The sequence below is a fragment of the Stenotrophomonas sp. YJH_SMC_10 genome (genome assembly GCF_059371555.1).
Map to the genome: position 1 here is coordinate 137,781 of NZ_JCAFUS010000009.1, position 25,259 is coordinate 163,039.

The 25,259-nt window shown below is 66.8% G+C and carries 30 protein-coding genes and 1 other RNA gene; 14 read left to right on the forward strand and 17 right to left on the reverse strand.

The window, feature by feature from the left end; translation table 11 throughout:
• Positions 1-34 precede the first annotated feature (34 nt).
• From AC5P9C_RS13150 to AC5P9C_RS13175, 6 genes are all read left to right on the forward strand, one after another.
• Entirely contained in the window at positions 35-697 is a 663-nt protein-coding gene (locus AC5P9C_RS13150; protein ID WP_057495206.1) for a serine/threonine-protein kinase, read from the forward strand.
• Positions 694-1,200, forward strand: a complete 507-nt coding sequence (locus AC5P9C_RS13155; RefSeq protein WP_343542149.1) for a DUF2867 domain-containing protein — start codon at positions 694-696, stop codon at positions 1,198-1,200. The genes AC5P9C_RS13150 and AC5P9C_RS13155 overlap by 4 nt, the downstream gene beginning before the upstream one ends.
• Before the next feature lie 181 nt (positions 1,201-1,381).
• Positions 1,382-1,738, forward strand: a complete 357-nt coding sequence (locus AC5P9C_RS13160; protein WP_343542147.1) for a hypothetical protein — start codon at positions 1,382-1,384, stop codon at positions 1,736-1,738.
• Between the two features lie 229 nt (positions 1,739-1,967).
• Entirely contained in the window at positions 1,968-2,315 is a 348-nt protein-coding gene (locus tag AC5P9C_RS13165; RefSeq protein ID WP_075676327.1) for a DUF6984 family protein, read from the forward strand.
• 1 nt (position 2,316) lies between these two features.
• Positions 2,317-2,871 carry a hypothetical protein gene (locus AC5P9C_RS13170; protein WP_075676328.1) on the forward strand — a complete coding sequence of 185 codons (555 nt, stop codon included), beginning with the start codon at positions 2,317-2,319 and terminating at the stop codon, positions 2,869-2,871.
• A gap of 157 nt (positions 2,872-3,028) precedes the next feature.
• Complete coding sequence (locus AC5P9C_RS13175; RefSeq protein ID WP_164687739.1) at positions 3,029-3,391, forward strand: DUF4288 domain-containing protein; 363 nt, start codon at positions 3,029-3,031, stop codon at positions 3,389-3,391.
• A 45-nt stretch (positions 3,392-3,436) separates the two neighbouring features.
• Here the strand turns inward: AC5P9C_RS13175 and AC5P9C_RS13180 are convergent, their stop codons facing one another.
• Complete coding sequence (locus tag AC5P9C_RS13180) at positions 3,437-4,120, reverse strand: hypothetical protein (RefSeq protein WP_182068462.1); 684 nt, start codon at positions 4,118-4,120, stop codon at positions 3,437-3,439.
• Between the two features lie 108 nt (positions 4,121-4,228).
• On the opposite strand from AC5P9C_RS13180, the gene AC5P9C_RS13185 reads away from it, so the two are divergent.
• The 3 genes from AC5P9C_RS13185 to AC5P9C_RS13195 all read left to right on the forward strand — a co-directional run bounded on the left by AC5P9C_RS13185 (position 4,229) and on the right by AC5P9C_RS13195 (position 7,235).
• A complete protein-coding gene (locus AC5P9C_RS13185) occupies positions 4,229-5,047 on the forward strand; it encodes an SDR family oxidoreductase (RefSeq protein ID WP_343542142.1) in 819 nt (272 codons plus the stop codon).
• A gap of 93 nt (positions 5,048-5,140) precedes the next feature.
• A complete protein-coding gene (locus tag AC5P9C_RS13190; RefSeq protein ID WP_049466665.1) occupies positions 5,141-6,133 on the forward strand; it encodes a YiiG family protein in 993 nt (330 codons plus the stop codon).
• 160 nt (positions 6,134-6,293) lie between these two features.
• Positions 6,294-7,235, forward strand: a complete 942-nt coding sequence (locus AC5P9C_RS13195; protein WP_074726446.1) for a YiiG family protein — start codon at positions 6,294-6,296, stop codon at positions 7,233-7,235.
• A 102-nt stretch (positions 7,236-7,337) separates the two neighbouring features.
• On the opposite strand, the gene AC5P9C_RS13200 is transcribed toward AC5P9C_RS13195, so the two are convergent.
• Positions 7,338-8,210, reverse strand: a complete 873-nt coding sequence (locus tag AC5P9C_RS13200) for an ion transporter (RefSeq protein ID WP_049413719.1) — start codon at positions 8,208-8,210, stop codon at positions 7,338-7,340.
• A gap of 63 nt (positions 8,211-8,273) precedes the next feature.
• Between AC5P9C_RS13200 and AC5P9C_RS13205 the strand changes: the two genes are divergently transcribed.
• A complete protein-coding gene (locus AC5P9C_RS13205; protein WP_164687734.1) occupies positions 8,274-9,500 on the forward strand; it encodes an acetylornithine transaminase in 1,227 nt (408 codons plus the stop codon).
• Positions 9,501-9,553: 53 nt separating this feature from the next.
• Here AC5P9C_RS13205 and AC5P9C_RS13210 read toward each other — a convergent pair whose 3' ends face one another.
• The gene (locus AC5P9C_RS13210) at positions 9,554-10,156 is read right to left on the reverse strand and encodes an HAD-IA family hydrolase (protein WP_057495211.1); all 603 of its coding nucleotides are present in this window, start codon (positions 10,154-10,156) and stop codon (positions 9,554-9,556) included.
• 122 nt (positions 10,157-10,278) lie between these two features.
• Here AC5P9C_RS13210 and azu point away from each other — a divergent pair, with 122 nt between their 5' ends.
• Positions 10,279-10,728, forward strand: coding sequence for an azurin (azu, locus tag AC5P9C_RS13215; RefSeq protein WP_053461306.1), 450 nt, complete (start codon positions 10,279-10,281; stop codon positions 10,726-10,728).
• A 71-nt stretch (positions 10,729-10,799) separates the two neighbouring features.
• Here the strand turns inward: azu and hemL are convergent, their stop codons facing one another.
• Entirely contained in the window at positions 10,800-12,089 is a 1,290-nt protein-coding gene (hemL, locus tag AC5P9C_RS13220; protein WP_049466933.1) for a glutamate-1-semialdehyde 2,1-aminomutase, read from the reverse strand.
• An 18-nt stretch (positions 12,090-12,107) separates the two neighbouring features.
• Positions 12,108-12,734, reverse strand: a complete 627-nt coding sequence (thiE, locus tag AC5P9C_RS13225; protein ID WP_164687732.1) for a thiamine phosphate synthase — start codon at positions 12,732-12,734, stop codon at positions 12,108-12,110.
• Positions 12,735-12,768: 34 nt separating this feature from the next.
• Between thiE and AC5P9C_RS13230 the strand changes: the two genes are divergently transcribed.
• Entirely contained in the window at positions 12,769-12,993 is a 225-nt protein-coding gene (locus AC5P9C_RS13230) for a rubredoxin (RefSeq protein WP_014038358.1), read from the forward strand.
• A gap of 42 nt (positions 12,994-13,035) precedes the next feature.
• Here the strand turns inward: AC5P9C_RS13230 and AC5P9C_RS13235 are convergent, their stop codons facing one another.
• From AC5P9C_RS13235 to AC5P9C_RS13270, 8 genes are all read right to left on the reverse strand, one after another.
• Complete coding sequence (locus tag AC5P9C_RS13235; protein ID WP_049466926.1) at positions 13,036-13,881, reverse strand: SirB1 family protein; 846 nt, start codon at positions 13,879-13,881, stop codon at positions 13,036-13,038.
• A gap of 161 nt (positions 13,882-14,042) precedes the next feature.
• Positions 14,043-14,489 carry a DUF192 domain-containing protein gene (locus AC5P9C_RS13240; protein WP_053462577.1) on the reverse strand — a complete coding sequence of 149 codons (447 nt, stop codon included), beginning with the start codon at positions 14,487-14,489 and terminating at the stop codon, positions 14,043-14,045.
• 21 nt (positions 14,490-14,510) lie between these two features.
• The gene (gene rpiA, locus AC5P9C_RS13245; RefSeq protein ID WP_014648291.1) at positions 14,511-15,158 is read right to left on the reverse strand and encodes a ribose-5-phosphate isomerase RpiA; all 648 of its coding nucleotides are present in this window, start codon (positions 15,156-15,158) and stop codon (positions 14,511-14,513) included.
• A gap of 22 nt (positions 15,159-15,180) precedes the next feature.
• Positions 15,181-15,660 carry an EVE domain-containing protein gene (locus tag AC5P9C_RS13250; RefSeq protein ID WP_064239126.1) on the reverse strand — a complete coding sequence of 160 codons (480 nt, stop codon included), beginning with the start codon at positions 15,658-15,660 and terminating at the stop codon, positions 15,181-15,183.
• Positions 15,657-16,250 carry a 5-formyltetrahydrofolate cyclo-ligase gene (locus tag AC5P9C_RS13255; protein ID WP_074726450.1) on the reverse strand — a complete coding sequence of 198 codons (594 nt, stop codon included), beginning with the start codon at positions 16,248-16,250 and terminating at the stop codon, positions 15,657-15,659. The genes AC5P9C_RS13250 and AC5P9C_RS13255 overlap by 4 nt, the downstream gene beginning before the upstream one ends.
• Before the next feature lie 83 nt (positions 16,251-16,333).
• A non-coding RNA gene (gene ssrS, locus AC5P9C_RS13260) (6S RNA) lies at positions 16,334-16,519 on the reverse strand.
• Between the two features lie 153 nt (positions 16,520-16,672).
• Complete coding sequence (locus AC5P9C_RS13265) at positions 16,673-16,969, reverse strand: cell division protein ZapA (RefSeq protein ID WP_057493325.1); 297 nt, start codon at positions 16,967-16,969, stop codon at positions 16,673-16,675.
• A complete protein-coding gene (locus AC5P9C_RS13270) occupies positions 16,966-17,187 on the reverse strand; it encodes a TIGR02449 family protein (RefSeq protein ID WP_005410898.1) in 222 nt (73 codons plus the stop codon). The genes AC5P9C_RS13265 and AC5P9C_RS13270 overlap by 4 nt, the downstream gene beginning before the upstream one ends.
• A 153-nt stretch (positions 17,188-17,340) precedes the next feature.
• On the opposite strand from AC5P9C_RS13270, the gene AC5P9C_RS13275 reads away from it, so the two are divergent.
• Together AC5P9C_RS13275 and AC5P9C_RS13280 are read left to right on the forward strand one after the other, a co-directional pair.
• A complete protein-coding gene (locus tag AC5P9C_RS13275) occupies positions 17,341-17,889 on the forward strand; it encodes a UPF0149 family protein (RefSeq protein ID WP_019661998.1) in 549 nt (182 codons plus the stop codon).
• A 5-nt stretch (positions 17,890-17,894) separates the two neighbouring features.
• The gene (locus AC5P9C_RS13280) at positions 17,895-19,217 is read left to right on the forward strand and encodes an aminopeptidase P N-terminal domain-containing protein (RefSeq protein WP_103282597.1); all 1,323 of its coding nucleotides are present in this window, start codon (positions 17,895-17,897) and stop codon (positions 19,215-19,217) included.
• A gap of 520 nt (positions 19,218-19,737) precedes the next feature.
• On the opposite strand, the gene pepQ is transcribed toward AC5P9C_RS13280, so the two are convergent.
• From pepQ to hemW, 4 genes are all read right to left on the reverse strand, one after another.
• Positions 19,738-21,069, reverse strand: a complete 1,332-nt coding sequence (pepQ, locus tag AC5P9C_RS13285; protein WP_164687731.1) for a Xaa-Pro dipeptidase — start codon at positions 21,067-21,069, stop codon at positions 19,738-19,740.
• A gap of 75 nt (positions 21,070-21,144) precedes the next feature.
• On the reverse strand, positions 21,145-21,519 hold the full coding sequence (locus AC5P9C_RS13290) for a PilZ domain-containing protein (protein ID WP_049464255.1): 375 nt from the start codon (positions 21,517-21,519) through the stop codon (positions 21,145-21,147).
• Entirely contained in the window at positions 21,516-23,795 is a 2,280-nt protein-coding gene (locus AC5P9C_RS13295; RefSeq protein WP_164687730.1) for a DUF1631 family protein, read from the reverse strand. The genes AC5P9C_RS13290 and AC5P9C_RS13295 overlap by 4 nt, the downstream gene beginning before the upstream one ends.
• Positions 23,796-23,995: 200 nt before the next feature.
• The gene (gene hemW / locus AC5P9C_RS13300; RefSeq protein WP_343542236.1) at positions 23,996-25,222 is read right to left on the reverse strand and encodes a radical SAM family heme chaperone HemW; all 1,227 of its coding nucleotides are present in this window, start codon (positions 25,220-25,222) and stop codon (positions 23,996-23,998) included.
• Between the last annotated feature and the right edge of the window lie 37 nt (positions 25,223-25,259).

Below are 25,259 nucleotides of genomic sequence, written 5' to 3' on the forward strand. Positions count from 1 at the left end.
GTTTGCAACCATCGCCATCGCCTAGAATGGGGTCATGCCGCATACGCCAGACACTCCACCGCATGCTTTGAAGGCCGACAGCTTCGGTCGCATCCTCCTTGTGGAAGGGCCGGCCGGTCCCTTCGTGCGCCGTGATCTGGGCGCCACACCACTGTGGTTGCGGCTGCCGGCCTGGTGGCTGGCCCGCCGCGAAGCACGCGCGCTGCGCCATATCCACGGCATGGCCGATGTGCCACAGCTGCTGGCGTGGGATGGCCGTCATCTCGACCGCAGCTTCATGGCCGGCGACGCCATGTACCAGCGTCCGCCCCGCGGCGACCTGGCCTGGTTCCGCGCCGCGCGTCGCCTGCTGCAGCAGCTGCATCGCAATGGCGTGGCCCACAACGATCTGGCCAAGGAAGCCAACTGGCTGGTGACCGAGGACGGCCGTCCGGCATTGATCGACTTCCAGCTGGCAGTGATCGGCAACCCGCGCTCGCGCTGGATGCGCCTGCTGGCCCGCGAGGACCTGCGGCACCTGCTCAAGCACAAGCGCATGTACTGCCGCGAGTCGCTCACTCCGGTGGAGAAGCGCGTGCTCAAGCGCACCTCGTGGGTGCGCGAACTGTGGTTCGCCACCGGCAAGCCGGTCTACCGCTTCGTCACCCGCCGCATCCTGCATTGGGAAGACAACGAGGGGCAGGGGCCGAAGCCGTGAGCTCTGCGCAGGTGGTGACCGGCCCGCCGAGCGCGGGCAGTGTCCTGCGCCCACAGCTGGCCGGCGCCGACTTCGTGCATGCCTGCCAGGCAACGACCCATCGTGATGGACGCTCGGCCTTGCAGGCCTATCGCGATATGGCCGCGACCATTCCCGGCTGGTTCGACGGATTGATGGCGCTACGCAACCACGGCATGCGCCTGCTCGGCATGAAGCACCTGGGCTCATTGCGCGCGGTGCAGGATGTTGAGGATCCCCAACCCGGGCAGCGGCTGGGCATCTTCACCCTGCAGTCGCTCAGTGACGATGCCATCGTGCTGGAAGACGACGACCGCCATCTGCGTGTGCAGCTGGCCCTGCAGTGGCACGGCGACGTGCTGGAAGTGGCGACCGTGGTGCATACGCACAACGCGTTCGGGCGCGTGTACATGCTGCCGGTTGCCCCGGTGCATCGGCTGATCGTGCCGCATCTGCTGAGGAAGCAGGTGCAGGCGTACCGGTAGATCCACGCCATGCGTGGATGCATTGAGCAATTCAATGGTCGCGTGCAAGTGAGTTTGCCATCACCGATGTCAGCCTGCCAGGCAATAACGCGGAGCTGTGAGCGGCGGGGTCGGAGGGGCGTTGATCGGTGCCATTGGTCGAGGGACAGTTACAGTGGGAGGAGCTGTCGCGATTCAAGCGGTGATCAACGCCTTCAAGGCAGCGGGCAGTGTTCTTGCTCAGAATGCCTATGAAGGAAAGCCCACGTCCGGTGCGGAGCTTGCGTCAGCGACGGCGGGTAGTGTCGGTGGCGGTCTAGTTGCGAGCGGAATTGGTGTAGCTGCTGGTGATTTTGCGGGAGCTGCGGCCAAAGGGAATCTACAAAGGATGGTCGCCTCCTCTGCACCCGGGGTGCCAAATATGGCCCATGCGACCGCGTCAACTGCAGCAGCTATTCCGAAGCAGAGCTTGGGGCAGGCCACCATGTCACAGACCGCCCAGGCATCAGCTCAGATGGCGACTGGGGCAGCACAAAAGGAACTGGAGAAAAAGAAGTGAAGACATCAACACGTTCTTTGTTGGTTTATGAGATAGGAGGGGGGCTGTTCTTTGCGCTGATCTACGTCATCCTTGACTACAGAGGAATTGGCAACGCGGCCCGAATTGCTCTTTACCCATTTCTTGTGTTTCAAGCCTTTCTACTGTTGTCATATTTTGTAGATGCCTGGAAGGGTAGATGGCGTCGCTGAGTTAGAATGCTGGCAAAATAACGGAAATGAGCAACCCAATGCGTACCGTTTCCAGCGTCGAACGAGCGTTGATTGAAGCTGTGGCAGTTCGTCTGCCTGCGGCCTCTGCTTCGCAGCTTCAAGTCGACCTGGCTTCCGCAACCGCCGTGGAAATGGGTCTTGGTGGAGCTCGGGTGGGATTCGTCATTTCCGGATATGAGCGTCCGCCGTACCAAGGCCAGCACGCGTATCCCGTCGAGCTGCAGATGCACGACGCAGATGGTGCTGAACTCACGCCGATTCTTCATGCGGACGCAAGTGGCCGCCTGCTGGAGCTGGAGATCATCCGTTGGGATGGTGCCGAGCTGATATCTCCGCAGATCGAGAGCCTGGTCTGCTATGCATGAGGTGGCGAAGAAGAATTCTGGTGACGACAAGGGCAATGTGCGGAATGCCTGCCTTGAAGAGCCACTGGACGTCGCGGAAGCGCTTGCGATGTACCAGCGCTTGAAGCTTGAACGAAGCGATGCGGCGTTCGTCGCCGACTTCATGGTGTTCTGTTGGCAGGCCGTTGATCCCGGGCGCGTCGCCGCATTGGACTTACCTGGGGACGTTGTGGATGCGTGCGCTGATCAGCTATCCCTGTTGATGCGGATGGTTGACCAGCAGGATCAGCAGTGCGGGGCACCAGCTTTCTGGAAGCGCTACATCGAGTGGGCGGACTACGCCATCGATTTCCCGCTCGATGAACGCAAGCGGTTCATTTGTGAGGCACCTGGCTACCTGGAGCCGGCATTTTCTGTATTCGTGGCCACTGGCGGCGCGGAGATGAGGTCTGAGGCGATGGAGCTCCTGGCCGAGTACTCCGGGTCTGGCAAAGCGCGGGCTGCCTATGTCAGATCGGTGATCGAGAGTCGGCTCAGCTCTGAAGGGTCATATGGTCATCAACCCGTCGGTGGCTGATGGGTGCCAAATGGGTCTGCCCATCACAAGGGAAAGTGGTCGATGTGCAACGGTCTGAATAGTGCAGGCGGTGTCGACCTGCTGTGTTCCCCGTTTCATAGAAAGCTCGCGACATCCAGACCAGGGACAATCCGCAAGAGCATCATTGAGGTGACGTATGTGGTATTGTGCGCATGCCATTTTTTACTATGAATGCGAAGGGCAGGACTCGTTTCTTGTCCATGAGAACGTCTATCTCCTCAGTGCGGATAGCGAAGAGCAAGCTCTCGACAATGCGAAAGCGCTTGCCTCTGAGTATGAGGATCTGAGCGGCCGCCTGATGGGTGAAGACGGTAGACCGTCCCTCTATCGATTCGCAGGAATCCGCAAGCTGATATCAGTAGAGACTGATGAGGACACTGCCGAGGGACGCCTGCACTCCGGTGTGGAGGTCACGTACTCCGTCATGGCGGTGGATACGTTGGATCAGGTGAGACGTCTTGCCCGTGGTGATGGCGTGGAAGTGCTATACCAGGAGTAGAAACCTAGAGCCGAGCATGGCTCGGCTCTACAGACGCCGGTGACCTTACGGCGTCGCCGGCACCACCTGCTGGCCGATGAAGTTGCGCTTGGCGTCGAAGTCGTAGGCGATCTGCAACTGGCCCACATCCGGGCAGGCGTGGCAGTCGCGCAGCGGCGTGCGGTACAGCAGGCGGATGCCGCCGTTCTCCAGCGGCGTGGCCCCGGCCGACTGCGCCGGCGCGAACGGCGTGGCCTGCGGGTGGTCCTTCAGCAGGGCCTGCACGGTGGGATCGGCACGCAGGGGGTCGTCCAGCTGCACGGCATCCACATCGATGCGCTTGCCGGTGGCGTCGACCAGGCGGGTGCCCTCGTTGGTGTTGGCGCGGAACGGATACTCGACCGTGGCAATGCCCAGGCCTTCGTTCTCGTGCCAGGCCGTCACGTAGGCCAGCTCGCCACCGGTGGACAGCTGTTCGGCGGCGGTGATCGCATCGGCGCTGGCGCCGCCGGCGCGCATCGCATCGCGCAGACACTCGCGGGTGGCCGCATTCTCGCCCTGGCGGCAGGCATTGAGGTCGCCATCCCACACCACTGCCTCGCTCCAGCGCAGCTTGCCGTCGGCGGCGGCCTTCTCTGCGCTGGGGGTGTCACCGGCAGGCGGCTCCTTGCCGGGTTCCGGCGAACGGCCCTGGCAGGCAGTCAGCAGGGCAAGCCCCAGGGCAGGCAGCAACAGGCGGGAACGGCGCATGGCGTGGACCTCGTGCGTTGACTGGAGGCCCGAGTATCGTCAAGGCCGGGTGAACTCCACGTCGGCGCGGCATACTAGCGGCTCATTGCATACGCTGGAGTGTGGAACGTGGGCAGTCTGCAGGGCAAAACGCTTTTCATCACCGGTGCCTCGCGCGGCATCGGCCTGGCCATCGCACTGCGCGCTGCGCGCGACGGCGCCAATGTGGCCATTGCGGCCAAGTCAGCGGTGCCGAATCCGAAGTTGCCAGGCACCATCCATACCGCAGCCGAAGCCGTTACGGCGGCCGGCGGCCAGGGGCTGGCGCTGAAGTGCGATATCCGCGAGGAAGAGCAGGTACAGGCGGCGGTTGCCGCCACGGTCGACACCTTCGGTGGCATCGACATCCTGGTCAACAATGCCAGCGCGATCTGGCTGCGTGGCACGCTGGATACGCCGATGAAACGCTTCGACCTGATGCAGCAGGTCAATTCGCGCGGCAGTTTCCTGTGCGCGCAGGCCTGCCTGCCGTACCTGCTGCAGGCGCCGAATCCGCACATCCTGACCCTGGCGCCGCCGCCGAGCCTCCAACCGAAGTGGTGGGGCGCGCACACCGGCTACACGCTGGCGAAGATGGGCATGAGCTTCGTCACGCTCGGCCTGGCCGCGGAATTCGGCCCGCAGGGTGTGGCGGTGAACGCGCTGTGGCCGCGCACGGTGATCGCCACCGATGCGATCAACATGATTCCGGGCGTCGATGCGGCCGGCTGCCGCACGCCGCAGATCATGGCCGATGCTGCGCACGCGGTGCTGGTGCGCGAGGCGGCGGGTTTCCACGGCCAGTTCCTGATCGACGATGACGTGCTGGCGCAGGCGGGTATCACCGATCTGTCCGGCTATGCGGTGGATCCATCGCGTCCGTTGTTGCCGGATCTGTTCCTGGAGTGATCGCGCGTCGCCGGCAGAGGCCGAGGGCTGCGACCTTCGGCCTGCTGCGCTAGAATGCGCGGCTGTAATCGTTTTCAACAAGGACGTGAACCCATGTCACGCACTCTTTCCGTCGCGGCGCTGGCCGCTTCGCTGTCGATTGTCCTGGCTGCCTGCGGCAGCAGGGCGCCTGCAACCACTGGCGACGCCGGCCCTTCCAGCACGCCCGACGCCAGCGCGGCGTCGTCCGACGCACAGCAGCAATTGACCGCCAAGCTCAACGCCTACATCGGCTGCTTCAACACGCTTGATTCGAAGACCCACGGCAGCATCGAGTCCTATACGCGCTGGATCAAGGACGTCGAGGCCGGCCCGACCGGGCGCGAGACCCAGGTGTACGGTCCGTTCGAGATCAGCGACTACGACATGAAGCAGTGCGATGGCCCTGTGACCGAGGCGATGGCTGCCAAGCCGGCGCTGGCCGAGCTCGATGCCGCTGCTGGCCATTACCAGCAGGCGCTGAAGGCATTGGTGCCGATCAGCAAGGAGGCGCACGACTACTACGATCGCCAGGACTACGAAGATGACCGGTTCGCCAAGGGCAAGCAGCTGCATGCGCCCTTGATGGCCGCCTTCAAGGAGTTCGTCGCTGCCAGCGCAACGTTCAACGCCGAGCTGGAGCGCCAGAACGACGCCGCCCAGCGCGAGCAGCTCAAGGCGCTGGAACAGGCCGAGGGGCGCACGCGCGAGTACTACCGTCTGGCGATGATGCTGGAAGCCAAGGCCATCATGGATCTGATGAGCGAGGACGATTTCGACCAGGCCAAGGCGCGCGAGCGCCTGGATGCGTTCAACCGCATTTCCGACGAAGCGCATGCGAAGGTGGCTGATCAGGAGCCGGGCAAGCTGGACTGGAACAGCTTCGAGCGTGAGGCCGAGAACTTCCGGCGCGAAGGCAAGGAGCGGCTGAAGCGCGTCAGCGAGAACACGCCCTATACCGATTTCGAACGGCGCATGCTCGATTCGCCCTCGATGGCGCCGAGCGGCTCTGCCAGCAAGCTGATGCAGGAATACAACTCGCTGGTTTTCCAGAGCAACCGCCAGTAGGCGGGAAGCTCAACGCGTTATTTTTGTCGCGATCGAGCAGGTCGATCGCGACATGACACGCCCCGCAGCCCCGAATGCCAGCACCTTCCCGAGGTGCTGGAGCGCGCGCTCGCGCCATGCAGGACGATGGCTGCAGTTTTCACTGGTGCAAGGAACTGATTTGAACGCATCCACACGCCTGATTCCCGTTCTCCTGCTCGGCGCGCTGGCCGGCTGCAACAGCCCGGCGGGGCTGGCGGTCGCCGACCCCGGGCTGGAGAAGGTGAACGCCTACATCGAGTGCTACAACGGCGTCGAACAGCCCATCCACGAAGGCTTCCAGGCTTACACCGGCTGGATGAAGGACCCCAAGGCGGGGCCGACCGGCAAGGAAGCGCAGCCGCGCTCACCGGGCAAGCTGTTGTCGCACCGCGTCGAGTACTGCGGCCAGCCGCTGACCGATGCGCTGGCAAAGACCCCTGCCACGCCGCTGGATGCACCCGCGCGACAGTACCAGCAGGCATTCCAGGCACTGAACACCCTGATCGAGCGTGCCGATGGGTACTTCACCCGCGAGGACTATCGTCGCGATGGTGGCGAAGGGATGCGCAGCCAGCATGCCCCGCTGATGCAGGCCTATGCTGATTTCTTCAAGGCCAGCGAAGCGATGGATGCGGCGCTGGAAAAGAACGAGAACGATCGCCGCGCCGCCCAGCTGAAGCAGATCGAGGAAAGCGAAGGCCGCTCGCTGGCCTATTACCACCTGCGCCTTGTCGGCGATGGCAAGCAGCTGGCGATGGCGTTCCAGAGCGACGCGCCGGATGTTGCGGCGTTGCGCGGCCAGCTGGCCGACTATCAGGCGCTGGTGACGGAAATCCAGAACAGTGGTGTCGGCAAGGACGACCCGATGTGGGGCCATGTGCAGCGTTCGGCCGACAAGCTGGTGCGTACCGCCGGGCGCGGTGTGGAGCGTCTGGAGCAGGGCAAGCCGATCACCGCCGATGCGTTGGCCGCCGAGCGCAAGGCGTCGGGCAGCTGGCTCACCACCGATCCTGAAGGCGCACAGTCGACGATCCTGGACGCCTACAACGACCTGGTGACCACCAGCAACCGCATGCGCTGAGGGCGATCCACTCAGGGCGTGGCCCCGTCCACGGTGGCACCGGGCCATGCCCGGCGCGCACCCTGCGGGGTTGGCAGTGCCGGCCGCTGGCCGGCATGTGCCTCAATGGCTGAATGCGTCCGGCAGTTCACCGCCACACTTGCGGCAGTGGCGCGCATCCGGTTCATGCCCCTCCAGCCCGCAGTGCGGGCAGCCGCGCGCATCCCGGCGCGCCGCCAGTTCGGCTTCGCGCATGGTGCTGGCCAGTTCGGCGGTGTAGATGCCGGTCGGCACGGCGATGATGCTGTAGCCGATCAGGATCAGCACCGAGGTGACGAAGCGGCCAAGCACGGTCTGCGGCACGATGTCGCCGAAGCCGACCGTGGCCATGGTCACCACTGCCCAGTACATGCTGGCCGGGATGTTGGTGAAGCCGTGTTCGGGGCCCTCGATCACGTACATCAGCGCCCCGGCGATGATGGTGATGGTGATCACCGTGAACAGGAACACCAGCACCTTGCGCCGGCTGCGCCACAGCGACGTCATCAGGACGCCGCTTTCCTCGATGTAGCGGGTCAGCTTGAGGATGCGGAACACGCGCAGGATGCGCAGCGCACGCACCACCAGCAGGCTCTGCGCGCCGGGGATGAACATCGACAGGTAGGCGGGCAGGATCGACAGCAGGTCGATGATGCCCCAGATGCTCACCGCGTAACGCAGCGGGCGCTTGACCACCGCCAGGCGCAGCAGGTACTCGGCGGTGAAGATGATCGTGAAGCCCCATTCCAGGATGTACAGGCCGGTGGACCATTCGGCATGCAGGTGCTGCACGCTGTCGATCATCACCACCAGGATGCTGGCAACGATCGCCACCACCAGGATCAGGTCGAAATTGCGCGAGGGCCGCGAGTCATGGCGGTAGATGATGTCGAACCACCGACGGCGCCAGCCGGTCTCGGTGGCGGGGTTGAGCTGGGGGGCGGAAAACGGTCGCATGGGCGCATTGTGCCGCAGGGGTTCCGGCGCGAGAATGGGCATTCCTGAACCCTGCCGACTGCCATGACCGCCGCGACCGATCCGCTGATTTCCCTTTCACACTACTACCTGCCGGTCTACAAGCCCCGCCAGGTGGTGCTGGAGCGAGGGCAGGGCGCCCGCGTGTGGGACAGCCAGGGGCGTGAGTTCATCGACCTGGCCGCCGGTATCGCCGTGTGCGGCCTGGGCCACAACGATCCGGACCTGGTGGCCGCGCTGGTCGAGCAGGCCGGCAAGCTCTGGCACACCAGCAACGTGTTCTACAGTGCGCCGCCGCTGCACCTGGCCGAGGAGCTGGTGAAGGCCAGCCGCTTCGCCGAGCGCGTGTTCCTGTGCAATTCCGGCGCCGAAGCCAACGAAGTGGCGATCAAGATGGTCCGCAAGTGGGCCTCCAGCCAGGGCCGGCCGGCCGACAAGCGGGTGATCATCACCTTCCGTGGCAGCTTCCACGGCCGCACCCTGGGCGCGGTGACCGCCACGGCCCAGCCGAAGTACCAGGAGGGCTACGAGCCGCTGCCCGGTGGCTTCCGCTACATCGATTTCAACGATGAAGTGCAGCTGGAAACCGCGATGGCCGCCGGCGACGTGGCAGCGGTGATGCTGGAGCCGATCCAGGGCGAGGGCGGCGTGATGCCGGCCAAGTCCGGCTTCCTCAAGCGCGTGCGCGAACTGTGCGACCAGCACAACGCACTCCTGGTGCTGGACGAGATCCAGGCCGGCATGGGCCGCACCGGCACGCTGTTCGCGCACTGGCAGGACGATGTAGTGCCGGACATGGTCACCCTGGCCAAGGCACTCGGCGGCGGCTTCCCGATCGGCGCGATGCTGGCCGGCCCGAAGGTGGCCGAGACCATGCAGTTCGGCGCGCACGGCACCACCTTCGGCGGCAATCCGCTGGCCGCTGCGGTGGCCCGCGTGGCACTGCGCAAGCTGGCCTCGGCGGAGATCGCCGCCAACGTCAGCCGCCAGTCCAAGGCGCTGCGCGATGGCTTCGCCCGCATCAACGACGAGTTCGGTGTGTTCAGCGACGTGCGTGGCCGCGGCCTGATGCTGGGCGCGGTGCTGGGCAAGGACTTCGCCGGCCAGGCCGGTGCGATCCTCGACCATGCCGCCGAGCACGGCCTGCTGACCCTGCAGGCCGGCCCGGACGTGCTGCGCTTCGTGCCGTCGCTGAACATCACCGACGAAGAAGTGGCCGAAGGCCTGAAGCGCCTGCGCGCGGCAATTGCCGCGTTCATCACCGCGCGCTGAAGCCAGGGTGCCGGGGTCGGACCCCTCTCCTGCGGAGAGGACTCTGACCCCGATCAGCTCACCGCGTAACGCTTCAATACCTTGCCCAATCCCCGGCCATCGCGCACGGTCTCCGCGTGCAGGCCGGCAGCGCGCGCGCCACGCACGTTGGCGAACAGGTCATCGACGAACAGCGTGCGCGAAGGCGCCACGCCCAGCGCGTCCAGCGTGCGCAGGAACACCGCCGGTGCGGGCTTGCGCAGGCCGAAATCCGCGCTGCAGAACACGCGGCCCTGCAGCGCAGGGAACAGTTCCGGCAGCAGGGTGGGCAGCGCCTGTACCATCAGCGCGCCGTTGTTGGTGAGTACGGCCATCGGCAGCTGCAGGCCCTGCAGCCGCTGCAGCACGGCCGCCTGAGGATGGCTGGCGGCCTGGCGTGCCGCGATCCATGTCGCGACATCGACGGTCCTGCCCAGGCGCTCCCCCAGCCGCGCCAGATAGGCCGGGCCCTCCAGCGTGCCGTCGTCATGCGCCGCCTCCAGTCCGCTGTCATACAGCGCGGCCTGCACGGCCTGGGTCGGAACCCGCAGTGCGTTCGCCAGCTGCAGCACGCGTTGTGCGCGCTGGTACTGCACCAGCACGCCATCCACATCCAGCAGCAACAGGTCGATCCGCATCGGCCGAGCATGCCATCGCGGTGGATGCGCGGAAACCCTGGAGTGGACGTGCGACAGACGGTCGCAGCCGGGGGCGCAGGCGGGTGCCTAGAATGGCGCTTGAATCCGCAGGAGAGGCAACGATGAAGGCTTGGCTGGTGGCAATGGGACTGGGCGCGGTGATGCTGGCGCCGTCGGCGATGGCGCGGGTGTGTGCGGTGAGCATTGACAGCACCGACCAGATGAGCTTCAGCAGCCGCGAGATCAAGGTCGCCGCTGATTGCACCGCCGTGGACCTGACCCTGCGCCATACCGGCAAACTGGCCGCTACCGCGATGGGCCACAACTGGGTGCTGACCCGCACGGCCGATTACCAGCCGGTGGCGATGGCGGGCATGCGCATGACCCTGGCCGACAGCTACCTGCCGAAGGCCGACAAGCGCGTGCTGGCGCATACCAAAGTGATCGGTGGAGGCGAGACCACCCGTGTGCGTTTCTCCACCCAGGGCCTGCAGAAGGGCGCTGACTACACCTTCTTCTGCTCGTTCCCCGGCCACTTCGCGATGATGAAGGGCACCTTCGTCTTCGGCTAGAAAAAAGGGGACGGAGGGGATTAAGTCGTTTGTGCACAAACGACTTAATCCCCTCCGTCCCCTTTTTGTGATCAGCCCTTGGCGGCCCGGAACGCTACGCGTGCGGCGGCGAGGGTGGCCTCGATCACCGCGTCATCGTGGGCGCTGGACAGGAAGCCGGCCTCGTACGCCGACGGTGCCAGGAACACGCCCTGGTCGAGCATCGCGTGGAAGAAGCGGTTGAACGCCGGGATGTCACAGGCGGTGGCCTGCGCATAGGTCTCGACCTTCTCGCTGGTGAAGAACAGCCCGAACATCGCGCCCACGCGGGTGGTGGTCACCGCCACGCCGGCTTCGGCGGCGGCTGCTTCCAGGCCGGCACACAGGCGTGCGGTGCGCTCGGCCAGGTCGGCGTGGAAGCCCGGCTGCTGGATCAGCTCCAGCATCGCCAGCCCGGCAGCCATCGCCACCGGATTGCCGCTGAGCGTGCCGGCCTGGTAGATCGGGCCGGCCGGGGCGATCTGCTGCATCAATTCGCGGCGACCGCCGTAGGCACCCACCGGCATGCCGCCGCCGATGATCTTGCCGAAGGTGGTCAGGTCCGGGGTGATGCCGTAGTGCGCCTGTGCGCCGCCTAGGGCGACGCGGAAACCGGTCATCACTTCGTCGAAGATCAGCAGCGCGCCATGCTGCGTGCACAGTGCGCGCAGGTGCTGCAGGTAGCCCTCGCGTGGCGGGATGCAGTTGGCATTGCCGACCACCGGTTCGATGATCAGCCCGGCAATGTCGTCGCCCTGCTGCGCGAACAGCGCGGTGGCCGCTTCGAAGTCGTTGTAGGGCAGGGTCAGGGTCAGTTCGCTCAGCCCGGCCGGGACGCCCGGCGAGGTTGGCACGCCCAGGGTCAGCATGCCGCTGCCAGCCTTCACCAGGAACGAGTCGCCGTGACCGTGGTAGCAGCCTTCGAACTTGACGATGCGGTTGCGGCCGGTGGCGCCACGCGCCAGGCGGATCGCCGACAGCGTGGCCTCGGTGCCGGAGTTGACCATGCGCACCATCTCGCACGATGGCACCAGGCGGGTGATGGTCTCGGCCATGGTGACTTCGGCCGCGCACGGCGCACCGAAGGACAGGCCATTGTCGATCGCCTTCTTCACCGCCTGGCGCACGGCCGGGTGGTTGTGGCCGACGATCATCGGGCCCCAGGAACCGACATAGTCGATGTAGCGGTTGCCGTCGACGTCGTACAGGTAGGCACCGTCGGCGCGCTCAACGAAGAACGGCTCGCCGCCGACCGACTTGAACGCGCGCACCGGCGAATTGACGCCGCCCGGCAACAGCTGCTGGGCGCGGGAGAACAGGGCGTGGGACTGGTCGTGGTTCATGGGGGAATATCCTGGGCGTTACGCGAACTGGACGAGGAAGGCGCGCTGGGTCGCGACCGGGTCTTCGGCGGCGAACACGCTGCTGACCACGGCGACCAGATCGGCACCGGCGTCGATGATGGGACCGACATTGTCCGGCGTCAGCCCGCCGATCGCCACCCGCGGCACGCCCAGTGCGGCGCTTTGCCGCAGCAGGTCGGTATGCGCGCGGCTGGTGGTGATCTTGGTGGTGGTCGGGAAAAACGCGCCGAAGGCCACGTAGCTGGCGCCGGCGGCCACGGCCCTCTCGGCATTGGCCAGCTGGTCATAGCAGGAGGCGCCGATGATGGCCTCGGGGCCGAGCAGGGCGCGCGCGCTGGGGATGTCGCCGTCGGTGCCGCCCAGATGCACCCCCGCCGCGCCAACGGCCTTGGCCAGCGCCGGGTCGTCGTTGACGATCAGCGGCACGCCGTATTCCGCGCACAGCGCCTGCAGGGCGATGGCCTGCTCCCGCTGCAGCGCGCCACTGGCGGTCTTGTTGCGGTACTGCAGCCAGGTAGCGCCCGCGGCCAGCAGCGGCGCGGTACGGGCCAGCAGGCGCGCGGTATCGGGATCGTCCGGGGTGATCAGGTAGACGCCGCGAGGCGCCGGGGAAGCAGAAGACATCGATGGCTACCGGTGAGTGGACCGCGATGGGACAATGGCGGCCCGTGAATCCAGCCCCGATTATCCGATGAGCGATGCCACCCCCACCACCTTGCGCACCTGGATGTGCGTGGTCTGCGGCTTCCTGTACAGCGAAGCGGAGGGCCTGCCGGAGGAGGGCATCGCGCCGGGGACGCGCTGGGAGGACATTCCAGAGACCTGGACCTGCCCGGACTGCGGGGTCACCAAGGCCGATTTCGAGATGGTCGAGGTCGATTGACCTAGCCTTGGGTGTGGGCCGTTGGTCCACACGCCGGCACCCTCAATGCAGCCGCGGCATCGGTCCGCCCAGGTCGATCAGCTTCTCCCGCAGCCACTGCGCGTCGCTGGCTTCCGGGTTGCGCTTCAGGTACTGCCCCAGATCGTGGCGGGCGCCGGCCAGGTACTCCAGCTGCAGGTAGGCCAGGCCACGGTCACGCAGCGCGTCGTCCTGCTCCGGGGCCAGCTTCAGCAGGCGGTCGGCACTGCGTGCCGCGCGGTCCCATTCGCCCGCCTCGGCGTATACACCATGCAGGTTGCGCAGCATGCGCATCAGGATTGCGCGCGCCGGCGCCGGGTCGAGGATCTGCGCCAGCACCTGGTCGTCGGGCATCTGCCCGCCAAGATGTGACTTGGCCCGTTCCCGCAGTTCGTCCACGTCCAGCGGACGGCCGCCGTTGAACGGGTCCATCACCAGCACGCCGTCGTCCACCGGCAGGCGCACCAGGAAGTGGCCGGGGAAAGACACGCCATCGAGCGGAATGCCCAGCCGGCGCGCGACTTCCATCTGCACCAGCGCCAGCGAGATCGGGTTGCCCAGGCGGCGCTCGAACACCTGGTTGAGGTAGCTGTTGCGCGGATCGTAGTACTTGTCGTGGTCGCCGCTGTAGCCCAGCTCGTCGAACAGGTGGCGATTGATCGCCGCCATCTTCAGCGGGCTGTTGTCGATGCTCTCCACTTCCGAGCGCAGGTGCTCGACATGGCTCTGGATCAGCGCGTCGTAGGTCGACGGCTGCAGATCGGGGTATTCATCGCGCGCGATCAACAGCGCGGTCGGCAACAGTGGCAGTGCCTCGTCTTCGAGGTCGGCCAGTGCATCCCAGTCGGGGAGTGTGATCCGGTCCTGCATGGCCACAGACTGGCGTCATTCGCGTGCGGTTTCAAGCGGTGCCGCGTGAAAGATGCAGGGGTCGGATCCCTTCCGCGTGCGAAAGGGATCTGGCCCCGATCGGGACCCCAGCCGGGTTGCCGGCCAGCGGCCGGCACTACCGTGGGTGCCGGCCGTATCGTTTACTTTTCGATGCCCGGGCCGAATTTCAGCTCCGTGCCGTCCTTGAGCTGCAGCTTCTCGGCCTGGCCGGCGTTGAGCTCCAGCACATAACGCGCCGGGCCGCCGCTGGGGTAGGGCGGGCACATATCGCCGGCCGAGCACGGCGGCACGTCGCGCTGCTGGCTGACCAGCCTGCGCTGGTTGTCGAAGTACAGGATGTCCAGCGCGATCTTGGTGTTCTTCATCCAGTACGCCTGCATCTCCTCGCGGTCGTGGATGAACAGCATGCCGTGGTCGGCCGCCATCTGGTCGCGGAACATCAATCCGCGGGCGCGGGTCTCATCGTTGGTGGCCAGCTCCACCTGGTAGCGGGCGCCCTCCAGTTCGACCCAATGGCGGGCCGCGTCGGTGGCACAACCGGCCAGGGCCAGCAGCGGAAGCATCAGCAGCGAACGCAACAGCGACATCATCAGGATCCTTCTGAAGGGTCAGAGCACGACCGGCGGTTCGCCGCCGACGATCACCACATCGGCGCGACGCCGCGCGAACAGGCCCACACAGACCACGCCCGGCAGCTGGTTGAGCTCGCGCTCCAGCTTTTCCGGATCGGTGATCTGCAGGTTGTGGATGTCCAGGATCTGGTTGCCGTTGTCGGTGACCACGCCTTCGCGCCAGGTCGGCTGGCCGCCGGTCATGTCGCGGATCTGGCGGGCGACCAGGCTGCGCGCCATCGGGATGACTTCCACCGGCAGCGGGAACCTGCCCAGCACCGGCACCTGCTTGCTCGGGTCGACGATGCAGATGAAGCGCTCGCTGGCCTCGGCGATGATCTTCTCGCGGGTCAGTGCGGCGCCGCCGCCCTTGATCAGGCACTTGTTCGGATCGCACTCATCGGCGCCGTCCACGTACAGCGACAGGTTGCCGCTGTGGTTCAGCTCGATCACCTCGATGCCGTGCTGCTTCAGGCGCGCGGTGCTCTGCTCGGAGCTGGACACGGCGCCCTTGATGCGGTGCTGGATGCGGGCCAGGGCATCGATGAAATAGGCCACGGTGGAACCGGTCCCGACACCGACGATCATGCCGTCTTCGACGTATTCGATGGCTTTCTCGGCGGCCAGGCGCTTGGCTTCGGACATGGGAGAACTCTCAGGCAGGGAATCAGGATTTCTTTTCCAGCGACAGCAGCAGCTTCCACTGCGCGGCGGTCACCGGGAACACCGACAGGCGGTTGCCCTTGGCAACCAGCGGGAAGCCTTCGCCCAGTTCCTCGGCGTGCAGCTTGATCTCGTCCAGCGCGATCACCTGCTTCAGCTTGCGGTCGAAGGCCACGTCCACCAGCATCCAGCGCGGGTTCTCGCGCGTGCTCTTGGGGTCGTAGTAGTCGGATGTTGGATCAAACTGGGTGTCGTCCGGATAGGCCGTGCTGGCCACCGTGGCCAGGCCGACGATGCCGGGCACCTTGGTATTGGAGTGGTAGAACAGGATGCCGTCGCCGACCTGCATGCCATCGCGCATGAAGTTGCGCGCCTGGTAGTTGCGCACCCCGTTCCAGGGTTCGACCTTGACCTTGGCCAGGTCATCGATGGAGAAGGCGTCCGGTTCGGACTTCATCAGCCAGTAGCGCTTGCGGGCGGTCATGCGTTCACGGGGGCAGCGGAGGGGAACAGGGTGCCGTCTTCGGTGCAGATCGCATCCACCGGCACGTCCCACGACGCCACCGGCAAGGACTCGACCTGCTGCACTGCGAACGCAGCACCGACCAGCCAGGGCGGCGCCGGCCGGTCATGGCGGAAGGCGAAGCTGCGATCATACCAGCCGCCCCCCATGCCCAGCCGCCGGCAGTGGGCGTCGAACCCCACCAGCGGGGCCACCACCAGCGCCATCTGCGCCGGTTCCAGCGTATCGTCCAGCGCTACGTCCGGTTCGGGAATGCCGTAGCGGTTGCTGGTCAGCGCCTGCCCCGGCCGCCACGGCGCGAAGCGCAGCACGTCGCCGGCCAGCACCGGCAGGCAGTAGGTGAGGCCTTCGGGCAGTTGCAGCTGCCAGCGGTGCAGGGCGATTTCGCCATCCAGCGCCCAGTAGCCGGCCACGGCGCCTTCGCGCGGGGCGAACGGCAGGGCCAGCAGGGCATCGGCCAGCGATTCGGCGGCAGCGATGCGCTCACCGGCGGAGAGGTCGCGGCGGCGTTGCCGCAGGTCGTGGCGCAGGGCCTGGCGCGGGTCGGTCATGGCAGCGTGCGGCAAGGATCAGCCGTCATTGTGCCGGAAAGAACAAGGGCGACGCCCGAAGACGCCGCCCTTGCTGGAATATTGCATTCTCCGCAATGTCGATGCATGCGAAACGACCTTGAACCCGGGGGCTCAAGTGGGAACGCTGGAGAACCATCGGGCTTCCCGCTACAAGGCGGACCTGCACTCCCGGCGCTGTCGCGCTCCCGGTGTCGTTCTTAAGGGACAAGGCGAATGTTTGCACATGCCGTCGAGTACCGCAGAGAACGCGTGGCCATTATAGCCAGCACGCAGGATCTGGATAGGCCGTTCGTCGGCAACAGTCCGTGCCAATTCAGATATGCGAAAAGGGGACGGGGGGGATTAAGACGTTTCCGGCACGGATGGGGCGAATGCGCCTTAATCCCCTCCGTCCCCTTTTTCTAGGGGGGGCCGTCGATCGCGCGGTCCAGGCGCCGGTTCAGGTCGGCCAGGGTCTGTTGCAGGGCCACCGCCTGGCGGGCGTTCTCGTCGCGCAGCAGCTGCAGTTCGTGAGCCAGGTTGAGCGCGGCCAGCACGGCGACGCGGTCGACGGCGGCCATGCGGTTGCTGCCGCGGATCTCGCGCATGCGCGCGTCCAGCAGGCGCGCGGCTGCCATCAGGCTGTCGCGTTCATCGCCGCCGACCCCCACGGTGTATTCACGATCGAGGATGCGGACACTGACCGGTTCGGCGCTCATGTGTGCTGCTCCAGGGATTTGAGCCGGCTGATCATCGCTTCCACCCGCGAGCGCGCCTGTTCGTTCTTGGCCAGCAGCGTCGAACGCTCCGCCACCAGCTGCTCCTGCTGGTGGCGCAGGCTGCGGTTCTCCTCGGCCAGGCGCTGGTTGCGTTCAAGCAACGCTTCCACGCGGGCGGCGAAGTCCTGCAGCTGGGCAAGGGGATCGGCGGGTTCCATGCAGGCACGATAGGCAAGCCGGGCAAGGGCGGTCAAGCGCTGTCGCAGCAAGGCCGGAGGGCTACCGGGAGGATGCCGCCGGGTTGCTACACTACGGGGTCTCACGGGCGCGCGCGTGCGCGCCCCGGGTTTCCTCTCCGAACGAGCCGCACGATGACCGAACTTCCCTCCGTCGACGACGTTACCCGCGCCAGCCAGGAACTGGGCCTGGGCGCTACCGCTGCCGAGCTGCACGGTGCGCTGTGCGGCTGGCTGGCCGCCGGCGGTGCCCCCGGCAACGACTGGCCGGCACGCGTGCTGGCCGACGACAACCTGCCGCCCGTCGCTGCCGACAGCGTGCTGGGGCAGCTGCTGCAGGCCACCATCAAGCAGCTGGAAGACCGCGACTTCGCCTTCGAGCTGTTGCTGGCGGACACCGATGAGGTCTCCGCGCAGGCCGATGCCATGTTCAGCTGGACCCGCTCCTTCCTGGGCGGCTTCGGCCTGGGCAGCGGCGGCCGTCGCCCGGCCTTGTCCGAAGAGGGGGAAGAAGCGCTGACTGACATGGCCAGCCTGGCGCGCGCCTCCAGCGAGGATTTCGAGGCCGGCGGCGATGATGACGACGAAGCCCTGTCGGAGATCGAGGAGTTCATCCGCGTGGCGGTGCTGCTGCTGCACGGTGACGTGGTGCTGGCTTCGCGCCATCGTCAGCGCCTGAACTGATGGACATCAAGCAGCGCACCGGCATTGCGGCCGGCGAGTACAAGCGTCGCCGCCGCCAGCTGATGGACATGGCCGGCGAGGACGCGATCCTGGTGTTGCCGGCTGCGGCAGAAAAGGTGCGCAGCCTCGATACCCATTATCCGTTCCGGCAGGATTCGGATTTCCAGTACCTGAGCGGCTTCCCGGAACCGGAAGCAGTGCTGGTGCTGATCCCGGGCCGCCGCCACGGCGAGGCCATCCTGTTCTGCCGCGAACGTGATGCCGAGCGCGAAGCCTGGGATGGCAGCCGCGCCGGCCAGGAAGGCGCGGTGGCGCAGTACGGCATGGACGATGCCTACCCGATCGACGATCTGGACGACATCCTGCCGGGCCTGCTGGAGGGGCGCTCGCGCGTCTACTACCACTTCGGCCGCGACGCCGACTTCGACCTGAAGCTGATCGGCTGGGTCAACCGCGTGCGCTCGCAGGTACGCCATGGCGCGCAGCCGCCGCACGAGTTCCTGGAACTGGGCCACCTGCTGCACGAGCAGCGCCTGTTCAAGTCCGGTGCGGAAGTGGCGCTGATGCACCACGCCGCGCAGATCAGCGTTCGCGCCCACCTGGCGGCGATGAAGGCTGCCAGGCCGGGCATCCACGAGTACGAACTGCAGGCCGAGCTGGAACGCGTGTTCCGCGCCAGCGATGCGGTGCCGGCGTATTGCAGCATCGTCGGTGCGGGCCGCAACGGTTGCATCCTGCATTACCGGGACAACAGCGCGCGTTCGCGCGACGGCGAGCTGGTGCTGATCGACGCCGGTGCCGAGTACCGTGGCTACGCCAGCGACATCACCCGGACCTTCCCGGTGAACGGCCGCTTCAGCGCCGAGCAGCGCGCGCTGCACGACCTGGTCGGCGAGGCGCAGGCGGCGGCGCTGGCCCAGGCCAGGCCGGGCGTGCCGTACGAGGCCGGTCACCTGGCCGCGGTGCAGACCCTGACCGAGGGCCTGCTGCGGCTGGGCCTGCTGAAGGGGACGCTGGAAAAGAACCTGTCCGAAGGCCTATACCAGCGCTTCTACCGGCACAAGACCGGGCACTGGATCGGGCTGGACGTGCACGACGTGGGCGATTACCGCCTGGCCGGTGACTCGCGCCTGCTGGAGCCGGGCATGGCGTTCACCATCGAGCCGGGGTTATACATCGGCGTGGACGATACGACGGTGGAGCCGCGCTGGCGCGGCATCGGCATCCGCACCGAAGACGATGTGCTGATCACCGATGACGGTCATCGCGTGCTGACCGAAGGCCTGGCGCGCAGCGCCGACGAGATTGAAGCGGTGATGGCGGGGTAAGGGGTTGTTCTGCAGGGCTTGCAGCCCTGCACCCGCAGAGGCAACAGCAACTGCAACAGCAACAGCGCGCATTCCGTGGGATGGCGGGGCACTGTGGGTTTGCGGGGACGCCGTGAACCCGTCCATGGGGGCTTGGTCGCGGCATCCATGCCGCTCACACCCCGCAAACCCACAGTGCCCCGCCTTCGACAGGTTCACGCGGCTGTTGGTGGGTGCCGACCGTTGATCGGCACATCTGTCAGATATCGAATGAATCATCCACGCATGGTGTGGATCTACTGGCAACTGCGGTGTTGGCACGCGTGGCTGTGGGTAGGTGTGGACCTTGGTCGACACAGAGCGAGCGCAGCAAGCGACCCGCTTTTGCTTTTCTTTTTTCTTTTCCGTGGTTGGACGCGCGCAGGAAACTGTCAAAGGTGGGGCGGGTGGGCCATGCAGGGACGTACTTGCAGCGTCCCCTGCATGGCCCACCCGCCCCGCCAAGCGCGGCTTTTGCTCCAAGCGCCCAACCACGAGGGGCTCAGTCGTTCGCCGCCGCAAACGCCGGCCGCGTCAGGTTGTCCGCTTCGCCCTCGGTGCACAGCACTTCGTCTTCGATGCGGATGCCACCATACGGACGGAAGAAGTCCACCCGGTCCCAGTTGATCGCATCACCATGACCGGCGTCCTTCACTTCGTTCAACAGCATGTCGATGAAGTACAGGCCCGGTTCGATGGTCACCACCATGCCCGGTTCCAGCACTCGGGTCAGGCGCAGGTACGGATGGCCCGCCGGACGCTCGATGCGGCCACCTTCGTCGCTGGCAGCGAAGCCGGCCACGTCGTGCACCTGCAGGCCGATCAGGTGGCCGATGCCGTGTGGGAAGAATGCGGCGCTGACGCCGGTCTCCAGCGCGGTCTGCGGCGACACCTTGATCACGCCGAAGTCCTTCAGCACCGCCATCAGCGAAAGATGCGCGTCCACGTGCAGCTGCTTGTAGTCGAAGCCCGGCCGCACCGCCGCGCACATCTGCTGCTGGGCAGCGTCGATGGCGGCGATCATCGCAGCAAACTCCTCGTGGCCCCGCGCTGCGTAGGTACGGGTGATGTCGCTGGCGTAGCCGTGCGCGCTGGCACCGGCATCGATCAGGAAGCTGCGCAGCGGCTGCGGTGCCTTGCGGCCCAGCTCGGTGTAATGCAGCACGGCGGCGTGCTCGTTCAACGCTACGATGTTGCCGTAGGGCAGCTCGTTGGCGTCCTGGCCAACCGCCTGGCAGTACGCCATGTGGATGCTGAACTCATCGGCGCCGTTGCGGAACGCGGCTTCGGCCGCGCGATGGCCGCGCACGCCCAGCACCTGCGCCTGGCGCATCAACGCGATCTCATAGGGCGTCTTGCGGCCGCGGTGCCATTCCAGGTAGTTCACCACCGGTGCCGGGTTGTTCGGCACGTAGCTGCCCAGCGCGCTCTGCGGCTCGCCGAGGATCGCGCAGCGCGACGGGTCGGCCGGCAGCAGGGCCAGCGCCTCTTCCGGCGTGCGGATGATGTGGATGTCGAAGTGCTCCACCCACCAGCCACTCGGTGCGTCCGGCACCACGTGCCAGTAATCGAAGGGCTGGTGGAAGATCACCGCCGGGCGCTTGCCGGGGGTGAACACGATCCAGCTGTTGGGCACGCGGGTCAGCGGCAGCCAGGCCTTGAACTGCGGATTGACCGCATACGGGTAATCACGATCGTCGAAGACCTGGTAGTGCAGGGTGCCGCTGGGCACCACCAGATGGTCGAAGCCGCCGCGCGCCAGCGCCTGCTCGGCACGTCGGCACAGCACGGCCAGGTGGTCGGGATACAGGGCGCCGGGGTCTTGCTGGATCATTGCGGTGGCTCGACACGGAAAACGGCCCTAGATTCTGCCGCATACCGCGAAAAACCGCTGTGCTGGAACCGGCACTCAGGCCGTCGAAACCGGTCCCTCGTCGCTGTCTTCGCCGATCCACTGGCGCAGCAGCTGCCGATGTTCGCGGGACAGGGTGAGGAAGCGGAAGCCTGTCCAGCTCTGGCCGGGCACATGCGCCGGCTCGCTCCACAGCAGGTGCACGCCGACGTCAATGGCCTCGTGGCGGCCGTCACCGATCGGCAGCGGGAAGCGGAACTGGTACAGCGCGTCCTCGCGCAGCGGGGTGCTGGCCAGCATCAACATGCCGGTCTCGGAGACATTGCCGAGCCGGCCCACCACGCATTCGCGCATCTGGTCGGTGACTGGCACCAGGTCGGAGACCTGGCGACGCGGCGCGCGGCGGGTGTCCTGCGGCGGTTGCACGTTCAAACGGACGCCTCCTTGTAACGGCCGCCAGCCAGCGCACGCAGTGCGCCGAGGCTGGCCTGCCATGCGCGATCGACCAGCCGGCCCTTGTCTTCGGTGACCAGCTGCGCGCGTCCGGCGCTGATCTGCCGGGCCAGCGTATCGAGGTCGGTATCGGCGATCTTCTGCCCGCGCGGATTGACGAACAGGGCGTGGCCGGTCAGCAGGCTGTACCAGGACAGGCGTTGGCGGCGCAGGGTGCCGTCACCGTTGTCGATGTCGAACCAGCTGCCAAAGGGCAGGGCCACCAGCTGCTGGTAGGCCGCCTCTTCGGCGCTGCTGCGCGGCGTGCGCGGGGCGTCGGCGCTGCCGCTGGCAGCATGTTCGCCCAGTCGTGCACGTGCCTTCAGGCGCGCACTGAGTTCGGTGCGCGAGGTGCTTTCATCCTCGCCTCCTGGCGTGGCCAGGCGGCGCGCAACGGCGGCGGCTTCCTCGGCGTGATAGCCGACCTGCACGAGCGCCGATTCCACCTCGCTGGCCAGCACTGCATCGGTGCCACCGTTGGCATCGACGGCCTGCGCGGTCACCGCGGCGATGCGCTCGGTCTGCAGCAGGCGTTCCTGCCACTGCGGCGAATCGTCGCCATGGCGCAGGCGGGTGAGGGTCAGTGCATCGGCCCACGCCTGGCGCAGCAGGGTCTGCACGAAGCGCGGCGGCGCACGCAGGTCACAGCACTGGTCGATCTGCGCATTGGCCTGGCGACGCGCCAGTTCCAGCCGTTCCTTGCCGCGTGCGGCCTCGACGTGGCGGCGCTCGGCCAGCTCGGCGCGATGGGCCGCCGCGCGCTGGTGCTGCTGCACGTCCTCATTGGCGCTGGCGAAGGCTTCGGGCGAGCGCGCGTCCTGGCCAAGCAGGCCCTGCACGCTCTGTGCCATGCGCTGCAGCAGCTGGGGGTCCACATCATCGTCGCCCAGCCAGTGGGCGCCGACTTCGGCGATCTGGTTGAGCAGTTCGCGTGCGGGATGCTCGTCGCGCACGAAGAAGCCGGGATCGGCCATCGCCGCACGCGCCAGCGGCACCTGCAGGCGCGCCAGCAGGGCCGCCGGCACCGGATCGGGGCGCTGCTGCTGCTGTACCTGCTGCATCAGCAGGCGCAGCAGCTCGAGATTGTCGCGGTCGTGGCTGCCCAGTTGGGCCTGTGCGCCGTGCTCGCTGCGCAACTGGGCGACCACCGCAGCTTCCAGGTCGGCGACCCCGGTGGCCGCGCTGGACTGGGCCTGCAGGCGCGCGAGGACCGCATCGACGGCGGCGCTGGGCACCGCAGCGTGATCGGCAGCGGGCGCCGAGGCATGGCGGGCCTGCTGCAGCAGTTCATGCAGCACGCTGCCGGTGGCCGTGGTCACGCCAGCGGTGGCTGCGCCCGGCGTACCCGCATCGTTGAAGGCATCCTGCACCAGGTTCGACCATGAACCGGCGGGCGCGGAGCCGTTCCAACCGGTCAGTGGCGCGGCGGCGCGCTTGGCAGGCTGAGTTGCGCGGCCGCCACCCACCGACTGGGTAATGATCCGACGGGTGCTTGCTGAGCGCGCCAGGTATGGGGTGTAGACCAGCCCCGGCAGCACGCCGTGCTGGGCCAGCAGCGCATTGGCGCGGTCCAGCACATCGCCCAGGCGCTCCAGCACCTGCCGCTCGAAGCTGCGGTACAACGCAAGCTGCACCTCCACGCCCAGGGCATCCTGTTCGGCGATCCGGCGCACCATCGCGCACAGGGCCTGCGGTGCCAGTGGCAGGGTGTCGGCCTCGAAGGCGGGCGCCGCTGCAAGCACGCCCAGGCGTTGGCCCAGCAGGTTCAGCGAATTGGTCGAGCGCAGGGTTTCGCGCCGGACCATCTCGGTCAGCAGCAGGTCGCGGTCCACCTCGTGCTCATCGACCAGCGACAGCCCGAGCATGCCTGGCAGGGGCGGCGGGGTGGCGTGCGCTGCCGAAGCGGTGGACGGCTCGCGCAGGCCCGCCAGTGCCTCGGCGACGGCATCAAGCATGCGGTCGGCGAAATGGCCGGCGAAGGCGTGCAGCTGGCCGCGCTGCGCCATCAGGTCCGCCTGCTGCATGGGATTGCGTGCACGGTCGGCGTCGTGCAGCAGCGTCTGCTCCAACGCTTCGACGGTCAGGATCAGCGGCGCGGCCAACGTTTGCCGGCACAGGCCGATCAATGCGCCCAACAGCTCGCGCACCCGCGGTGGCAGGTCGCTGGCGGCCAGGCGGGCCTTGTCGGCAGGGGTGATGGAAAAGACAGCTGACATCGGCGAGCGGTACCCGGATTCCCGCGGATCGATCTAGTGAATCTACCGTGTCGGCCGCAGTCAGCGCTACTTTAGGGTGAATGCGCGTGCGGGTCGCGGCCATGCCCGGCGCATGAACGGTAGTGCCGGCCGCTGGCCGGCAGAACCGTCTTTACCGGGTTGCCTGCCAGCGGCCGGCACTACCCGGTATGGCGCAGGGCTTATTCCTCCAGGAACAGGCTCACCACGTCGTTGGTGAACCGGCGGCCCAGCTCGGTCGGCTGCACGTGGCCCTCCGCCACGTCCAGCCAGCCGCGCTGGACGGCCTCGGCCAGCGGTGCGTCCAGCACGCTGCGTGGCAGCCCGGTGCGCGACTCGAAATCGCGCAGGCCGAAACCTTCGTGCAGGCGCAGCAGGTTGAGCATGTACTCGAACGGCAGGCGCGCGGGCGCGATCACATCGTCGCCACCGAACGAGGCCGGCGTGCCGGCGCCGTCCAGGTAGGCCTGCGGGTGCTTCAGTTTCCAGCGGCGCAGCACGTGTTCTTCGGCGCCCGAGCTGATCTTGCCGTGCGCGCCGGCACCGATGCCCAGGTAATCGCCGAAGCGCCAGTAGTTCAGGTTGTGCGCGCTCTGCCGGCCAGGGCGCGCGTACGCGCTGACCTCGTACTGGCCGAAGCCGGCCTGCGCCAGCAGCGCCTGGCAGTGTTCCTGCATGTCCCAGGCGTGGTCTTCATCGGGAATGCCCTGCGGCGGCCGCGCGAAGAACACCGTGTTCGGTTCCAGGGTCAGCTGGTAGTGCGAGATATGCGCCGGCTGCAGCGCGAACGCACGCTCCAGATCAGCCTCGGCACCAGCCAGGGTCTGTTCCGGCAGCGCGTACATCAGGTCGATGTTGAAATTGTCGTAGCCCGCGTCCTGCGCCATCTTCACCGCGCGCTCGGCTTCGCCACTGTCGTGGATGCGGCCCAGGCGCTTGAGCATCGCGTCGTCGAAACTCTGGATGCCGAAGCTGAGGCGGTTCACGCCGGCCGCGCGGTAGCGGTCGAAGCGGCCATGCTCGGCGGTGCCCGGGTTGGTCTCCAGGGTGATCTCGGCATTGGGTGCGAAGCGCAGGCGCGCGCTGGCCTGCTGCAGGAAGCGGTCGATGGCGTCGGGCGGGAACAGGCTGGGCGTGCCGCCACCGAAGAACACGCTGTGCACCACCCGGCCCCAGACCAGCGGCAGGTCCTGGTCGAGGTCGCGCAGCAGTGCATCGATGTAGGCCTCGAACGGCAGGTCGCCCTTGGCCTGGTGCGAATTGAAGTCGCAGTACGGGCACTTGCGCACGCACCACGGCAGGTGCACGTACAGCGACAGCGGTGGTGGCACCAGTCGCGGTGCGCTGTCGTGGTCAGCGGAACAGGCTTCGCCGGGCAGGTGGGTGCAGTGGTCGTGGGCGTGCGGCATGGGGTTCATCGGTAGTGCCGGCCGTTGGCCGGCTTCC

Bases quoted from the DNA above. Each gene is read 5' to 3' on its own strand.
- AC5P9C_RS13235 (WP_049466926.1), bottom strand. From the start codon at position 13,881: ATGCAGGACCGGATCACACTCCCCGACTGGGATGCACTGGCCGACCTC.
- AC5P9C_RS13275 (WP_019661998.1), top strand. From the start codon at position 17,341: ATGACCGAACTTCCCTCCGTCGACGACGTTACCCGCGCCAGCCAGGAA.
- AC5P9C_RS13270 (WP_005410898.1), bottom strand. From the start codon at position 17,187: ATGGAACCCGCCGATCCCCTTGCCCAGCTGCAGGACTTCGCCGCCCGC.
- AC5P9C_RS13205 (WP_164687734.1), top strand. From the start codon at position 8,274: ATGACCGCCGCGACCGATCCGCTGATTTCCCTTTCACACTACTACCTG.
- AC5P9C_RS13210 (WP_057495211.1), bottom strand. From the start codon at position 10,156: ATGCGGATCGACCTGTTGCTGCTGGATGTGGATGGCGTGCTGGTGCAG.
- AC5P9C_RS13200 (WP_049413719.1), bottom strand. From the start codon at position 8,210: ATGCGACCGTTTTCCGCCCCCCAGCTCAACCCCGCCACCGAGACCGGC.
- rpiA (WP_014648291.1), bottom strand. From the start codon at position 15,158: ATGTCCGAAGCCAAGCGCCTGGCCGCCGAGAAAGCCATCGAATACGTC.
- AC5P9C_RS13175 (WP_164687739.1), top strand. From the start codon at position 3,029: ATGTGGTATTGTGCGCATGCCATTTTTTACTATGAATGCGAAGGGCAG.
- azu (WP_053461306.1), top strand. From the start codon at position 10,279: ATGAAGGCTTGGCTGGTGGCAATGGGACTGGGCGCGGTGATGCTGGCG.
- AC5P9C_RS13230 (WP_014038358.1), top strand. From the start codon at position 12,769: ATGGCGGCCCGTGAATCCAGCCCCGATTATCCGATGAGCGATGCCACC.
- hemL (WP_049466933.1), bottom strand. From the start codon at position 12,089: ATGAACCACGACCAGTCCCACGCCCTGTTCTCCCGCGCCCAGCAGCTG.
- AC5P9C_RS13255 (WP_074726450.1), bottom strand. From the start codon at position 16,250: ATGACCGACCCGCGCCAGGCCCTGCGCCACGACCTGCGGCAACGCCGC.
- AC5P9C_RS13295 (WP_164687730.1), bottom strand. From the start codon at position 23,795: ATGTCAGCTGTCTTTTCCATCACCCCTGCCGACAAGGCCCGCCTGGCC.
- AC5P9C_RS13150 (WP_057495206.1), top strand. From the start codon at position 35: ATGCCGCATACGCCAGACACTCCACCGCATGCTTTGAAGGCCGACAGC.
- AC5P9C_RS13180 (WP_182068462.1), bottom strand. From the start codon at position 4,120: ATGCGCCGTTCCCGCCTGTTGCTGCCTGCCCTGGGGCTTGCCCTGCTG.
- pepQ (WP_164687731.1), bottom strand. From the start codon at position 21,069: ATGATCCAGCAAGACCCCGGCGCCCTGTATCCCGACCACCTGGCCGTG.
- AC5P9C_RS13190 (WP_049466665.1), top strand. From the start codon at position 5,141: ATGTCACGCACTCTTTCCGTCGCGGCGCTGGCCGCTTCGCTGTCGATT.
- AC5P9C_RS13165 (WP_075676327.1), top strand. From the start codon at position 1,968: ATGCGTACCGTTTCCAGCGTCGAACGAGCGTTGATTGAAGCTGTGGCA.
- AC5P9C_RS13250 (WP_064239126.1), bottom strand. From the start codon at position 15,660: ATGACCGCCCGCAAGCGCTACTGGCTGATGAAGTCCGAACCGGACGCC.
- hemW (WP_343542236.1), bottom strand. From the start codon at position 25,222: ATGCCGCACGCCCACGACCACTGCACCCACCTGCCCGGCGAAGCCTGT.
- thiE (WP_164687732.1), bottom strand. From the start codon at position 12,734: ATGTCTTCTGCTTCCCCGGCGCCTCGCGGCGTCTACCTGATCACCCCG.
- AC5P9C_RS13265 (WP_057493325.1), bottom strand. From the start codon at position 16,969: ATGAGCGCCGAACCGGTCAGTGTCCGCATCCTCGATCGTGAATACACC.
- AC5P9C_RS13240 (WP_053462577.1), bottom strand. From the start codon at position 14,489: ATGTCGCTGTTGCGTTCGCTGCTGATGCTTCCGCTGCTGGCCCTGGCC.